16 protein-coding genes are annotated in these 13,279 nt (G+C 64.2%); 8 read left to right on the top strand and 8 right to left on the bottom strand.

All coding sequences use genetic code 11. The annotated features are described in order from the left end of the window. Nucleotides 1-46 precede the first annotated feature (46 nt). The gene (locus NNX37_RS13060) at nucleotides 47-793 is read right to left on the bottom strand and encodes a TSUP family transporter (RefSeq protein WP_255793174.1); all 747 of its coding nucleotides are present in this window, start codon (nucleotides 791-793) and stop codon (nucleotides 47-49) included. Nucleotides 794-815: 22 nt separating this feature from the next. Here NNX37_RS13060 and NNX37_RS13055 point away from each other — a divergent pair, with 22 nt between their 5' ends. The 3 genes from NNX37_RS13055 (at nucleotide 816) to NNX37_RS13045 (ending at nucleotide 2,883) form a co-directional block, all read left to right on the top strand. After that, entirely contained in the window at nucleotides 816-1,451 is a 636-nt protein-coding gene (locus NNX37_RS13055; protein ID WP_255793173.1) for a DUF1684 domain-containing protein, read from the top strand. A 67-nt stretch (nucleotides 1,452-1,518) separates the two neighbouring features. Beyond that, a complete protein-coding gene (locus NNX37_RS13050; RefSeq protein ID WP_255793172.1) occupies nucleotides 1,519-2,076 on the top strand; it encodes a GNAT family N-acetyltransferase in 558 nt (185 codons plus the stop codon). Between the two features lie 12 nt (nucleotides 2,077-2,088). Next, nucleotides 2,089-2,883 (top strand): MSMEG_6728 family protein, encoded by a 795-nt coding sequence (locus NNX37_RS13045; protein WP_255793171.1) that lies wholly within the window; start codon nucleotides 2,089-2,091, stop codon nucleotides 2,881-2,883. On the opposite strand, the gene NNX37_RS13040 is transcribed toward NNX37_RS13045, so the two are convergent. The 3 genes from NNX37_RS13040 to NNX37_RS13030 all read right to left on the bottom strand — a co-directional run bounded on the left by NNX37_RS13040 (nucleotide 2,880) and on the right by NNX37_RS13030 (nucleotide 4,863). Then, complete coding sequence (locus tag NNX37_RS13040) at nucleotides 2,880-3,425, bottom strand: DUF6318 family protein (RefSeq protein WP_255793170.1); 546 nt, start codon at nucleotides 3,423-3,425, stop codon at nucleotides 2,880-2,882. The two genes, NNX37_RS13045 and NNX37_RS13040, sit on opposite strands and share 4 nt — an antisense overlap. Before the next feature lie 116 nt (nucleotides 3,426-3,541). Then, on the bottom strand, nucleotides 3,542-4,438 hold the full coding sequence (locus tag NNX37_RS13035) for a hypothetical protein (protein ID WP_255793169.1): 897 nt from the start codon (nucleotides 4,436-4,438) through the stop codon (nucleotides 3,542-3,544). Then, nucleotides 4,435-4,863, bottom strand: coding sequence for a DUF6318 family protein (locus tag NNX37_RS13030; RefSeq protein WP_255793531.1), 429 nt, complete (start codon nucleotides 4,861-4,863; stop codon nucleotides 4,435-4,437). Before NNX37_RS13030 ends, NNX37_RS13035 begins: the two co-directional genes overlap by 4 nt. Here NNX37_RS13030 and NNX37_RS13025 point away from each other — a divergent pair. Beyond that, complete coding sequence (locus NNX37_RS13025; RefSeq protein ID WP_255793567.1) at nucleotides 4,790-4,981, top strand: hypothetical protein; 192 nt, start codon at nucleotides 4,790-4,792, stop codon at nucleotides 4,979-4,981. The two genes, NNX37_RS13030 and NNX37_RS13025, sit on opposite strands and share 74 nt — an antisense overlap. Before the next feature lie 355 nt (nucleotides 4,982-5,336). Continuing rightward, nucleotides 5,337-5,984 (top strand): GNAT family N-acetyltransferase, encoded by a 648-nt coding sequence (locus tag NNX37_RS13020; protein WP_255793168.1) that lies wholly within the window; start codon nucleotides 5,337-5,339, stop codon nucleotides 5,982-5,984. Here the strand turns inward: NNX37_RS13020 and NNX37_RS13015 are convergent. After that, nucleotides 5,981-6,454 (bottom strand): hypothetical protein, encoded by a 474-nt coding sequence (locus NNX37_RS13015; protein WP_255793167.1) that lies wholly within the window; start codon nucleotides 6,452-6,454, stop codon nucleotides 5,981-5,983. The genes NNX37_RS13020 and NNX37_RS13015 overlap by 4 nt on opposite strands. A 415-nt stretch (nucleotides 6,455-6,869) precedes the next feature. Here NNX37_RS13015 and NNX37_RS13010 point away from each other — a divergent pair, with 415 nt between their 5' ends. Next, entirely contained in the window at nucleotides 6,870-8,465 is a 1,596-nt protein-coding gene (locus NNX37_RS13010) for a stealth family protein (RefSeq protein WP_407079973.1), read from the top strand. 65 nt (nucleotides 8,466-8,530) lie between these two features. Here NNX37_RS13010 and NNX37_RS13005 read toward each other — a convergent pair whose 3' ends face one another. Then, nucleotides 8,531-10,204 (bottom strand): catalase, encoded by a 1,674-nt coding sequence (locus NNX37_RS13005; RefSeq protein WP_255793166.1) that lies wholly within the window; start codon nucleotides 10,202-10,204, stop codon nucleotides 8,531-8,533. Nucleotides 10,205-10,344: 140 nt separating this feature from the next. On the opposite strand from NNX37_RS13005, the gene NNX37_RS13000 reads away from it, so the two are divergent. Further along, the gene (locus tag NNX37_RS13000) at nucleotides 10,345-10,770 is read left to right on the top strand and encodes a pyridoxamine 5'-phosphate oxidase family protein (RefSeq protein WP_255793165.1); all 426 of its coding nucleotides are present in this window, start codon (nucleotides 10,345-10,347) and stop codon (nucleotides 10,768-10,770) included. On the opposite strand, the gene NNX37_RS12995 is transcribed toward NNX37_RS13000, so the two are convergent. Continuing rightward, complete coding sequence (locus tag NNX37_RS12995; RefSeq protein WP_255793164.1) at nucleotides 10,767-11,663, bottom strand: phosphodiesterase; 897 nt, start codon at nucleotides 11,661-11,663, stop codon at nucleotides 10,767-10,769. The genes NNX37_RS13000 and NNX37_RS12995 overlap by 4 nt on opposite strands. A 197-nt stretch (nucleotides 11,664-11,860) precedes the next feature. Here NNX37_RS12995 and NNX37_RS16560 point away from each other — a divergent pair, with 197 nt between their 5' ends. After that, nucleotides 11,861-12,514 (top strand): hypothetical protein, encoded by a 654-nt coding sequence (locus NNX37_RS16560; RefSeq protein ID WP_308206323.1) that lies wholly within the window; start codon nucleotides 11,861-11,863, stop codon nucleotides 12,512-12,514. 11 nt (nucleotides 12,515-12,525) lie between these two features. Here NNX37_RS16560 and NNX37_RS12985 read toward each other — a convergent pair whose 3' ends face one another. After that, entirely contained in the window at nucleotides 12,526-13,275 is a 750-nt protein-coding gene (locus NNX37_RS12985; RefSeq protein WP_255793163.1) for a TSUP family transporter, read from the bottom strand. Between the last annotated feature and the right edge of the window lie 4 nt (nucleotides 13,276-13,279).

Genomic DNA, 13,279 nt, shown 5'->3' with positions numbered 1-13,279 from the left:
CAGCCCGTTGAGGCGCCGGCGTGAGTCGGGTAACTTCCGCCTTCTTCTAGAGGTCCACCAGGCCCTTGACCAGTGCCGTGGCTGCACCGATAAACGCAATAACAATGACCGCCAGGCGGGCCTGGTCGTCGCGGATGAAGCGCTGCAGTTTCTCACCGGCGTAGATGCCGCCCACAATCATGAGCCCGATCAACGCCCATGCCCAGGGCTGGAACGGCGGCATTTGTCCCGGGTCCAGCAGCAGCTTGGATGTCAGGGTGACGGTGGCGATGGTAACGAAGAACGGCTGCAGGGTCGCGGCGAACGGCCGCTGCGGCCACCGGGAAAGCAACGCGTACGCGCTGACGGCCGGACCGCCGACGCCGGCCATCGCATTGGTGATCCCGGACGCGAAGCCGGCCACTGCCTTGGACACATTGCCGGTAAGCACTATCGAAGTCCGCTGCAGGAGCAGCGAGATGGTCAGCGCCACGAGGACGACGGCGCCCACCGTCACGGCGAGCGGGGCCGAAGGCAGCAAGACCGCTGCAGCCGACGCCGGAACGCTGGCAATGACCGCAGGGACGGCAAGCCACCGATACATGGACCAGTCCACGTCCCGCCAGACGCGGGACATGATCAGCAGCGAAGAAGCCAGCCCGCAGATGTTCACCATCAGCACTCCCCCGTGGGAGCCGAGGATGATGACAAGGAACGGGGAAATCAGGAGCGCAAAGCCCAGGCCGGCGATCCGCTGAGCGATCGCGCCGATGAAGATGGCGACGAGCACCACGATGAGGAGTCCGGTAGTCACTCGAACACATTACGCTGAACGAATGGTTTCTCCTGTCACAGCCCTGGCCACCGCCGATTGGCGCCGTAACGTGTTCGCCCTTTACGAGCAGGCGAGGCGATCCGCCGAGGGATTCCCGGCGTCGCACTCCCATTCATTGTGGGCCACCGGGCGGGACCGGCTCTTCGGTACCCACCCGGCGTCGCCCCTTCCTGAGGACGTGCGCCGCCGCTTCCGCGGGCTGCGGACTGCCCGTTACGATCCTGCGTTCCGGTTTGAGGCAGTGATTGACGACGACGGCGCGGGGCAGAAGATGGAGGTCACCACCGGCACGGACGGCGTGGTTCCGTTCACCCGGCTCGGCACGGTCCGTGCCGACGGTGTAGGCAGCCTCGCGGTCTGGCAGCTGGACTCCTACGGCGGCGGAATCTTCATTCCCGTCCGGGACGCCACCTCCGGCGTCGACGGCGGCAGTTACGGCGGCGGCCGGTACCTGGTGGACACGATCAAGGGTGCGGACCTCGGCCAGGGCTCCCTGCCCGGCAGCCTGGTGCTGGATTTCAACTTCCTCTACAACCCGTCCTGTGCCTATGACGAATCCTGGGCGTGCCCGCTGTCTGGCCCGGACAACACGGTGGACACCGCCCTGCAGGTAGGCGAGCTGTACGAACGGTACTGATTTCGGTGCGTCCCGCACCGACGCCCGCCGGGCACTTCCGGCCGGCGTCGGTGCCTATGCTGGAAGGGTGCAAGCTTCCATCTCCCCCGCAGCACTTGAAAATGTCCCCGGGCTCGCCGAGCTGGCCGCTGTCACCTTCCCGCTGGCCTGCCCGCCGGAAGTTACCCCCGAGGACAGCGCTGCGTTTGTTGCGGCGCATCTTTCCGCCGAGCGTTTCCGCGGCTACCTCTCCGACGAAACCCGGCGGGTGCTGGTGGCCCGGCAGGACGACAGGCTGATCGGATACTGCCTGCTGGTGTTGGCGCCGCCGTCGGATCCTGACGTGCTGGAGGCGCTGGAATCGGGCCGGGTTCTGTGGCCCTCTGCTGAGCTGAACAAGTTCTACCTGCATCCGGAGGCACATGGGAGCGGCCTGGCCGGGCGGCTGATCGAAGCTGCTGCGGGGGCTGCCGAGTCCGCCGGTGCACGGTCCCTGTGGCTGGGCGTGAACAACCGGAATGTGCGGGCCCAGTCCTTTTACCGCAAGTCCGGATTCCAGACGTCCGGACGCCGGTCCTTCCAAGTCGGCGCCCACATTTTCCGGGACCTAATCATGGTCCGGCAGCTTGGCATCGTCCGGCAATGACAGACTAGGCCCGTGCAGACCTTCCTTCCATACCCGAGTTTCACCCGCAGCGCGGCTGTTCTGGACCAGGCGCGGCTCGGTAAGCAGCGGGTGGAAACCCTGCAGCTGCTGCGCGCGCTGGTGGTGCCCGACTACGGTTGGCAGCGCCACCCCGCCCTGCTGATGTGGAAGGGCTTCGTCCCGGCGCTCACCGCCTACGGGCTGGCGATGACGGACGAGTGGATCGCCCGCGGGCATGCCGATACCGTTCGGGAACAGATCCTGGAGTTCGCGCCGGAGGCTGAAGAGGCCGACGTCGACCTTCCGCCCTGGATCGGGGGCGAGGATCTGCACCGCAGCCACCGCTCGAACCTGATTGAAAAGTCTCCGGAGGTGTACGGTCCCCTGTTTCCGGATACCGACGGCGGCCTTCCCTACGTCTGGCCATCCCCTGCCGACGTTCCCAATCCGGTGGATCCGGCTCCCAACCAAGCATTGTGGGTGGCGCGCGCCGTTCCCGACGGCGACGCTGCCGCGATTGTGCTGCCGATGCTTTCCGTGAAGGGCACGCCGATCACCGGTAAGAAGGGCCGTCAGCTGGTGCGGCTGCTGGAGGACATGGACGACGGCGACCGCGTGGCGGTTCTGTCACCCGCTGACCGGACCCGGTTGCTGCTGGGCCGCGCCGGTCCCGTGGAACTCACGAACGACACTGCGGTGCGGCAGGTGAAGCTGACGGGCGAAATCTCCCGCTCTGCGTTCGCGTATCCGGCGGTGCTGCAGGATCCCCGGACGCTGTTTGCGGTGCCGCGGCCTGACGCGGTTTAACAGCTGTGATTTGTTGGGTCGATCATGCAGATGCCGGGAGTTTTCATGGTCGCGATGTTGGCAGCGACCCAGTGATCTTCCATCCATACTGCTTCGAAAAGCTGCGCAACATGTGTGTCAGGTTCGCCCTTGTACTGGAGGCCTTCAGGGCCGTAGTACTCCATGGCCTCCTGCCGTAAAAGAACCAGTGCCTGGTATCGCCCTTCCGGCGTCAGGACATAGTCCGAGTGGACATCCATGATCTCTATGTCAGATTCAGCCATCCAGTCGTCTTCGCTGAACCCTCGTTCGACCACTCGGTAGTAGTTCAAGCATGCTTCACAATCCGGGGTGCTGATTGCTTGCACTAGGCCAACCACCCCGGTCTCATAACCATAGTTCGCAGCCTCGTACCAGTACTGCGCGAACGCCTCCAGACCCTCCTTGGACGCGACCTTGGCTTCCTCTGGCAGCAACGGAATGCGAACATACTCAGCCGGCCCCTTTTCTGACGCCGGCTTGTATCTAGGGGTGGGCCGGGGTGTTGGCGAAGCGGAAGACACTTCCGGCGTTGGCGTTGGTGAAGCACTGCCCGGCTCCCCGGCAGTTTGGGAGCAGCCTACGAGTCCTGCCCCGAGCAGCATTAGCGAGGCAATGCTCGCCAGACATTTGTGCCTGCCTAGCATCCAACACCTCCGGGGTTGACCAAGCAGTTGTCGGCGACGCTGCGGGTTTCTGCCCGCCATACACGCAGAGTCTGAGGTTCGGAGGACACCGCTGCGCGTCCGTCGATGGGAATCATCGGTCCGCCGTTCACTGAGTACGTTCCGGAGAAGTGGACCGTCGCTCCCACTTGATAGTCCCCGCTGACCGAGTACTGGTGACTGGTTTGGGTCTGCTCACCCCAGCGGTCCTGATGCAGGGGTCCTCCCGGAACACCAGTGGGACCATAGACGGAGCCGTCGCCGTAGTTCACTTCGTATTCGGTGGGGGTGGCAATAATCCTGATCGTCTGGTCCAGAAGAACCATTTCGAAGACCTGCTCAACAGCCTCAACGTAGACGTTGGTTTCCATCCCGACCAGGGTGTGCGGGCTGGGCTGGAGGGTGAGTTTCCCGGCAGCGATCGGGCGTTCCTGGAACGCAGTCAGGATCTGCTCCTGGATCCGCTCCCCCACATCCACCGGCTCTTCCGAGTAAATGCACGAGGGAGTTTCCTCGACCTTTTCCCACAATGCACGGTCCCGAATCTTCAGGCCCCTGAACCAGAAGACCAGCCGCCCGTTTTCCCCGGCCGTACAAGCAGCTTGGTTTGCGGCTAGACACTCCACGTTTCCAGCCAGGTGGTCAAAACAGACCGGCTCGAAACGAAACCCGAAGGGATCATCTGGGATGCCGACCGGCATTGAAGTCCACATTCCGCTACTAGGGTCTTCATGATAGACGGCAGAGCCACCCACATTTGTGCCGTCAACGAAGGATCCGTCACCGGCGGCACCACCACCATTTCCTACCATCGGAAACACCAGCAAGGCTGCGGCCAGCAGGTTGTAGGAGTAGCCCTTTGTTGCCCTCATCGCGCAGACTTTTTTATCGTGTCGATGAAGATAAGAGTCCACTGTCCCCCGGCATAACTCGCCTCGAACAGCTGAGCCGCAGGAGCCGCGTCACCATCGTCGATACTCTGGATACCGGACGGACCGTGAAATTCCATATCCTTCTGCTGGAGAACGACCAACACTTGGTAGCGCCCCTGCGGCGTCAGGACAAACTCAGAGTAGGCGTCTTGAATGTCGATTTGACCTTGGACAATCCAGTCGTTGCCGATAAACCCTTGTTCTACGACTTTGTAGTAGTTTAGACAGGCCGCGCAGTCGGGACTGCTAGTCTTCTGGACGGGCGTCACGTTACCGGTCTCATAGCCGTAGTTGACCAGGTCATACCAGTACCGGGCGAACGCCTCGAGCCCTTCCTTCGACTGCACCTTCGCTTCCTCCGGCATCACGGGCAGCGGGACATTCTCCGCCGGGCCCTCCGCCGATGCCGGCTTGTACTTGGCGCTCGGCGTGGGAGTCGACGTCGGCGTGGGAGTGGGCGACACCGTCGCCGAGGAAGTCTGACCTGGGGCCGACTCCCCGCCCCCGGGATCCCCGGACGCTCCCGAACACGCCGTAAGGAAGAGCAACGGCACCGCAGCGGCAGCAGCCAGGAGTTTCAACCGCACCGAATCACGGGGAACGGAACTTCTACGCATTCGAAAACCCCCAAGGTTGGGAAGGCCGCGAAACACAGGATCCGGCAGCCGGTTCGGCCATAGTAGTCAGGCCGCTGCAGAGCCTAGCGACTTATCCACAGGGCACCAGAGTGGTTGGAACCATCAGGTTGCTTATCAATTTGGTGACACCCTTTTCCGCAGCTATGCTCAAGGCGTGGTCCAGCAGCTGTCCGCATAGTTCTACTTGCGCGGAGCCTGCTGTGAATTCCCCCATCACCCTTGAAGCCACCCTCGCCGCCCCGGACGCGGCACCGAAACTCGCTGAGCTTCCCCACAACATCGGCGATCTCTCCACCAGTGACCTGCAGGACCTGGTTGCCTCAGCCGCCGAAGACCTTGCCGGCGTCCAGGACGGAGCGACCAGGGAACGGTATCTGACGGTCCTGGCGGCGCTGGAAGGACGTCCCGACACCAGCCGGGGCCGGGAACGGGCGCTGAAACCCCAAAAGGTGACGCCGGAGAACACCACTACCTACAACAACCATCTCCACGGCAGGTACGAACTCTTCGTCGACGGGACCCTGGTGGCCCACCTGAAGTATGAAATGCACGGTGCCGAACTCTGGGCCCTGCGAGTCAGCGTGGACCCGGACTACCGGCGGAAGAAGGTCCACACCCTGTTGATTGAAGCCGTGCTCGCTGATGCGCTGCGCCGCCGTCTTCCGGTGCTGCCGTTCTGCCCGCAGACGCGGGCCTACCTCGCCGGGAACCCGGAGTACCGAAGACTCATTCCACGCGAACACTGGTCCCGTTTCGCTGTCCGGACCCCACGGCAGGCCCGACGACGGCGCGCGGCCCCCACCATGGGCACCCGCGGGCAGCAAGCCAGAGCTGAAACAGTCCGTTAGTCCGCGTTGCGCAGGGATGTCAGCATCTCCTTGATGTCGCTGTATTCCTGCGTCTCCCGGTACCGTTCGGCACCGTCGAGATAGGTATCCGTGTCCTGCGCATCCCCGGAACCGTCCCCGTACTCCCCCGCAAACCGTCCCCCGCTCGAGTCGGTCAGCGTAACGAAATCGAACAGTCCGCACTGGCCTTGGCCTTCCTGACCGCCGCTCACCACGGCGTAGGTTGCCTGGGCATTGCGTGGCCCGGACGGTGCCAGGGAGCGGTAGACGAAACGCTGGTCGGTCCCCTGCATCGAGTCCAGCTCAGGCATCGGGACGCTCTCGTACTCCACGTAGGATGCCGGTGCGGCGGGCTCGGTGCAGCTCAGGTCCGTAATGACGCCCGTGTCCAGCCGTGCCAGTATCCGGCCGCCGCCGTCGAGAACCTCCAGGGACACCCCGCCCGCAGGATCGTTCGCAAGAGCCGGCACCTCCGTGATCTTCCACTCCGACGGGTGCTCGAAGCGCAGGCTGCCATCCGCCGTCGTATAGCTGGACCACTGTGGGGCGGACGACGTCGGGTCCTCCTGCGGCGGCGCAGCACAGGATGAGATACTGGTGAGGAGCAATGCTGCCGCGAGCAGGCCAGTGTTACGGGCGGTTATGTTACGAGCCGTGGCTTGTTGGGCGGTGCTGCCACGGGCGGTGTTACGGTATCCCACATCTACTCCCGGAATGTCCGTGTCCGAAGACAATGCTACTGGCGGCCCGCAGTTGAGCACATAGCATTCGGAGCATCCCCGGCGCATCTTGAAGGACCCGCCGGACGCCCGGCAGCAGTTCCCGTGCAGCGCAGCACTCATCAGCGCCCGCATTGTGGGCGCCCACCCGCCCTAGGAGGTTCCCATTACCGATACAGCCGCCGAACACGATGTCTACTTCGGATCCCCGGAACCCGATCTCGAGCCGGAGATCCTGCAGGCCGCTTCCCCCGCGGTGCTCCACCGGGTGGAGCAGCGCCCGAATGTCGACCTTGTCAGGGGCCGCCTGACCCTCATGGACACCGGGCTGACGCCGCACGAGGCCATGGTGGAGGACCTCCTGTTTGTCCGCCGGGTCCTGGACGACGCCGGCGTGACCTACCTTCTGGTCCGCGGCAACGACCAGCGTCCGGTCATCGCCGTCGACCTCCGGAACCGCGGACAGCTGCGGAAGGCGATGGTCGAGGCCTGCCGCGACGAGCCCTTCTATGCCCGCACCGTGGATACCAAAAAGAGCCGGACCCTGTTGATCGCTGACGGCAGCCTCTCCTCCAGCGAGAAGGCACGGATCATCCGTGTCTACCGGCCCCGCGCCTTCACCGGCACCAACCTGCTGATATCCGCGGCCGCCGGAGTGCAGATTGAACTCTGGGATCTGGAGGGGGAGAACATCACCCTGCCGGTCGAAAACTCCCTGACCCGCCGCACCCTCCCGGCAAGCGAGGCGGTCCGCGGCACCGTGGAAAAGCACGGGCTTCTCTGGCCGACCATCGAGAACATGTTCGCGGACCACGCCACGGACATCCGGTTCGACATTGATCTGGTGTTCTCCTGGGTGGACGGCAGTTCCCCCGAGTTCCAAGCCGCCCGCGCCGCCCGGATGAGCGGCGCCGTGGTGGGCGAAGGCGACGACCACGAGGCCCGGTTCCGGCAGATCAACGAGCTGAAATACGCCCTCCGCTCGGTGCACATGTTCGTGCCCTGGATCCGCCGCATCTTCATTGCCTCGGATTCCCCCCGGCCTGAGTGGCTCGCTGAGCATCCGTCCGTGACCTTCGTGCCGGCGGCTACGCATTTCAAGGACCCCTCCGTGCTACCAACGCATAACTCGCAGGCGGTCGAAGCCCAGCTGCAGCACATCCCGGGACTGGCGGAGCACTTCCTGTACTCCAATGACGACATGTTTTTCGGCCGCCCGGTGGCCCCGGACATGTTCTTCTCCCCCGGCGGAATCACCAAGTTCATCGAAGCCAGCACCCGGATTGGCCTGGGTGCCAACGACCCGGAGCGCAGCGGCTTCGAGAATGCTGCGAGGGTGAACCGGCGGCTGCTCTGGGAACGCTTCGGCCGGGTCACCACCCGCCATCTGGAACACACGGCAGCGCCCCTGCGCCGCAGTGTCCTGTTGGAAATGGAGGAGGAATTCCCCGAGGAATTCGCCGCGACGGCCGCCAGCACCTTCCGGGCCAAGGACAACATCTCCGTGACCAACTCGCTCTATCACTACTACGCGCTGCTCACCGGGCGGGCGGTCACCCAGGAAACGGCAAAGGTGAAGTACGTGGACACCACCAGTTACTCCGGCCTGAAGGCGATGGACCGGTTGCTGGCCAAACGCCACAAGGACATGTTCTGCCTCAATGACGGAAGCTTCCCCGAAGTCCCCGCGGCGGAACGGGCCGAACGGGTGACGGATTTCCTCGAAAAGTACTTCCCGGTCCGGGCTCCCTGGGAAAAGTAGGGGTTAAACAACGACGGCGCGAACCGCACCGAAGTGCGTCCGCGCCGTCGTTATGACGAAGTGCTTTACCGGGTGACTACTACGTGCTCGTTGGGCACGCAGTGGGTCATGGTGAGGCCTTCAACGTTCCGGGGACCGTTGTGGCCCAGGTTCTTCATCCGCTCGGTTTCTTCCTCGTTGAGCGTCTGGGTGGCCAGCGGGCCGAGATCCTTGATCTCGTCCAGGCTGATGCCCAGGCCCTCGCCGACGCGTGCGCCCAGCTCGTCATCGGTCATGTAGAAGTGCCAGAGCATGCGCTCCTGCACCGGGCGGGCTGCCTGGCCGACGTTGGCAATGAAGTTGGCGACCAGGTCGTCCTTCTCCCACTGCTCCATCAGCTGGTAGCGCTGGCCGGCCTGCATGTAGTCGTTCGTGCGGGGCAGGCGGGCGCGGGTAAGGCGGCCTTCAAGCTCGGGGCCGACTTCGGCCTGTTCCGGCTTGGAGGCTTCCTGCAGGCCGCCGGTGATGTTCGGCTCGTAGTTCACGTGCGGGTTCTGGCCCGGCGCGAGGTCGGTACCGTAGGACATCTGCCCGCCGCGCTGGTTGGTCGCCACGCGTGCGTTCTTCGCGGAGTTCACCGGGAGCTGCAGGTAGTTCGGGCCCACGCGGTAACGCTGCGTGTCCGAGTAGCTGAACGTACGGCCAACGAGCATCTTGTCGTCGGAGAAGTCCAGGCCGTCCACCAGGACACCGGTACCGAAAGCGATCTGCTCGTTTTCGTTGTGGTGGTCCGTGATGTTGCGGTTCAGGGTCATGGTGCCCACGTACTTGGGCTCAAACTCCTGCTCCGGCCAGGTCTTGGTGTCGTCCAGCGGATCGAAGTCCAGTTCCGGATGATCGTGGTCATCCATGAGCTGAACGTAGAGGTCCCACTTGGGGTAGTCGCCGCGTTCGATGGCCTCGTAGAGGTCCTTCGAGGCGTGACCCAGGTCGTTGGCCTGGATGTTCGCTGCGTCTTCCTCGGTCAGGGACTTCACGCCCTGCTGCGGGAGCCAGTGGTACTTGACCAGCTTGGATTCACCTGCGGCGTTGACCCAGCGGTAGGTGTTCACGCCGAAGCCCTGCATGTGGCGGTAGTCCGCGGGGATGCCGCGCGGGCTGAAGAGGTTCACCAGCATGTGCATGGCTTCGGGAGTCTGCGACATGAAGTCGAAGATGCGGGCCGGTTCCTGGCGGAAGGTGACGGGGTCCGGCTTCAGGGAGTGGATCACGTCGGGGAACTTGATGGCATCGCGGATGAAGAAGACACCCAGGTTGTTGCCGACCATGTCCCAGTTGCCGTCTTCGGTGTAGAACTTGATGGCGAAGCCGCGGGGGTCGCGTGCAGCCTCGGAAGAGTCCCGTCCGCCGATCACGGAAGAGAAGCGGATGGCAACATCGGTCTTCTTGCCGGGTTCGGAGAAAAGCTTGGCGCGGGTGTACTTGGCGATGGGCTCGTCGCCCCACTTGCCGGAAGCTTCGAACTCGCCGTACGCCACGAAACCGCGGGCGTGGACTACGCGCTCGGGGATCCGCTCACGGTCGAAGTGGCTGATCTTCTCGAGGAGCTGGTAGTTCTCCAGCGTGGCCGGGCCACGGGCTCCCACAGTCCGGGTGTTCTGGTTGTCGTAGACCGGGTGTCCCTGGCGTGTGGTCAGGGTCTTCGGGTCTCCGGCGTCGTTCTGGCCGGTAGTGGAATGCTGCTGTTCTGCGTCTGTCATAACGTGTGCTCCTCGGTGGTGAGGTCTATTGCTGGCTGGCAATACTACCTACTCCACTCTGTTGCAAGGTCAGGGAGCGAGTCAAGTTGATAAGCAACCTGATGGTGGCGGCCGGGAAGCACCGTTGGCACACTGTGAGCATGACTAATGAAGAGCTGCCGCCCGTCGTTGAACTGTCTTCGGAAGAAAGCTGGAAGTATCTGGAACACACGCATCACGGCCGCCTTGCCGTCAGTGTGGCGAACCGCCCCAGTATCTATCCCATCAACTATCTGGCGCACGACGGCGTCATCCTCCTCCGCACCGCGCCGGGCACGAAGCTGGCGGAAATGGCGGTCAACACCCATGTCGCCTTCGAAGCGGACGGGGTGCACAGCGACCAGGCCTGGTCCGTCATCGTGAAGGGAACCACCCGCATGCTGGAGACGTCCGCCGAGATTGAAGCCGCGGATCTTCTTCCCCTGCAGCCATGGGTCCGGACGGAGAAGTACCGCTACGTGGAGATTGTGCCCGAGGCCGTGACCGGGCGGTTCTTTAACCTGGGTCCGGAACCGGCACGGAACTAAGCTGACGCGAGCGTGCGGGACTCCGGGATCCGGACACCGGCTTCGGCCAGCCGGGTTTCGGTTTCCTCCGGTCCCACCTGCTGTCCGACGGTGCTGCTTTCCTCCATGGGCACCACGGAGTGCACCACCGAGTCCTCGTACAGGTGGACCATGTTGTAGCCCTGGCCGGCGTCCTGGCCGCGTGTGCCCGGCGTCGCGAGGTCCTGGGTGTAACAGGTGGCCGACGCTACGGAGACGGGAATCCCGGCGAAGGTGCTGAAGGTCGAATAGTGCAGGTGTCCGGCGATGATGGCCCGGACGTCGCTGCCCGCCAGGACATCCGCCAGCCGGTGCTGCTGTCGAAGCTCCACCAGGACGGCCAGGTCCTGCACGCTGGGAACCGGCGGATGATGCATCGCCAGGATGGTTCCCTCCGGAGCAGCCGTCTGCAGTTCCCGGCGCAGCCAGGCCAGCTGGCCCTCGCTGAGCTCGCCGTGGTGGTACTCCGGGACGGTGGTATCGAGGGTGATGATCCGCAGTCCGCCGAGGTGGTGTACCTGGTCCACCGGAGACATTTCCGGCGCCTCGTTCAGCAGGACCTCGCGGAAAGCCGCCCGGTTGTCATGGTTGCCCATTGCCCAGATCACCCGGGCTCCCATCCGTTCGGCGGCCGGGAGGACAATCTCGCGGAGTTTGGCGTAAGCGCGTGCCTCGCCGCGGTCTGCCAGGTCTCCGGTGAAAACGATGGCTTCCGGCTTTTGCCCGCTGTTCTCGACGCGCGCGAAGAGGGCCCGGAGATTGGCGTGGCTGTCCACTGCCCCGTACAGGCTGCTGCTGCCCCCCAGCAGGTGGGTGTCGCTTAGATGGAGGAGGAAATGGCGCGGGCGCGGATGCTCGCCCGGGAGGAATTCCATCGGAACCTTCTTGTGTCGACAGCTACTGCGGCGTACCCCTTTATGAAAGCAGACACGGTGACTGGTGAGTAACCTGTGTAGCCGCGTTTCACGGATTTTTGCCCGGTACTTGGCCACCGTGCGTTCCTGCGTCTACTCTGGCGCAGGCACCGCGTCGCCCGTAGGCTCAAAACTGCATCGTCTGTGAAGGGACTCCCATGAAACTCAGCCACATTCCCCTGCGCCTGACCACCGGCGCCTACATCCTCAATTCCGGTCTCAACAAGCGCAATCTGGATGCGGAAAGCGCCGCGTACCTGCAGCAATCGGCGGCCAAGGCCTTTCCCCAGGTGCAGGATATTGAACCGGCAAAATTCGGCAAGCTGCTGAGCAACGCGGAGATCTGCGTGGGACTGTCCCTGCTGCTCCCGTTCGTTCCCAGCCGCCTGGCCGGCCTTGTTCTGGGGTGCTTCTCCGGCGGCATGATCCGGATGTACCTCAAGACCCCGGAAATGACGGAAGCGGACGGCATCCGCCCCTCCCCCGACGGTCTGGGGCTGGCGAAGGACGCCTGGATGGCCGGTATTGCCGCCGCGCTGATCCTGGACCGCAAGCGGCCGAAGACCAAGGTCAAGGTCGTCACCATTCCGACGCCGGTGATGGGCACGGCAGCGGCCGTCGGCGCCAAGGGTGCGGGCAAGGCAGCAGCGAAGGCAGGCAAGACCGCCAAAGCCGCAAAGACCGCGAAGGCAGCCAAAACGGCGAAGGCGGCCAAGTCGGACAAATCCTCAAAGGCAGCCAAGATCGCCAAGGCCGCAGCCGCCGCGAAGATCGCCAAAGCGGCCAAGGACCGGAAGTCCGCCGCCAAGTAGGCTCCCTCGGGTTACTGCAGGTCGATAATCCCTTTGACCAGGGCGGATGCGGCACCCAGATACGCCAGGGCGACGACGATGCGGCGTGCCGTTGCTTCGGGTACGTGCGGCGCGAGCAGGCTGCCTGCGCTGAGTCCGGCGGCCGTGAGGACGCAGAGCACCACCCATATCCACCAGGCCAGCTGCGGCCACGCCCCCGGGTCAATCACGGCGCGGACGGTCAGGGTGGTCAGGCTCAGCGTCGCCAGGAAAGGCTGCATGGTTGCCATAAAGGACGCCTGCGGCCACCGGGCCAGCACGGCGTAGGCGCTCACGGCCGGGACTCCCGCCCCTGCCATCGAATTGCTGATCCCGGCCAGCAGGCCGGCGGCCGTTTTCGGAATGCTGCCGCGCAGCACCCTCTCCGTGCGGTTCAGCACCAGTGATGAGGTCAGTGCGGCGAGCATAAAAACGCCGACGCCGATTTCCAGCGGTCCCACGGGCAGGACGGATGCCGCGTAGGTTCCCAGCAGCACCCCGAGTGCTGCCGGCACCGCCAGCGAGACGTACATGCTCCAGTCAATACGCCGCCACACGTGCCGGATCACCAGGCCGGCCGCCAGCGCACCGCAGACGTTGGTGACCGCCACCCCCTGGTGCGGCCCCAGGGCAACAATAAGGAACGGCGCCAGCAGGAGTCCGAACCCGATGCCGGCCACCCGCTGTGCGATTCCGCCGACAAAGACGGCGATCAGTATGGTCAGCAGCAGTCCGGAGCTCACCGCC

This window comes from Arthrobacter zhaoxinii (genome assembly GCF_024385505.1).
In the GTDB taxonomy this organism is placed as follows: domain Bacteria; phylum Actinomycetota; class Actinomycetes; order Actinomycetales; family Micrococcaceae; genus Arthrobacter_B; species Arthrobacter_B zhaoxinii.
Note: the sequence above shows the minus strand (reverse complement) of the source record. Positions and strands in the feature narration are given on the sequence as shown.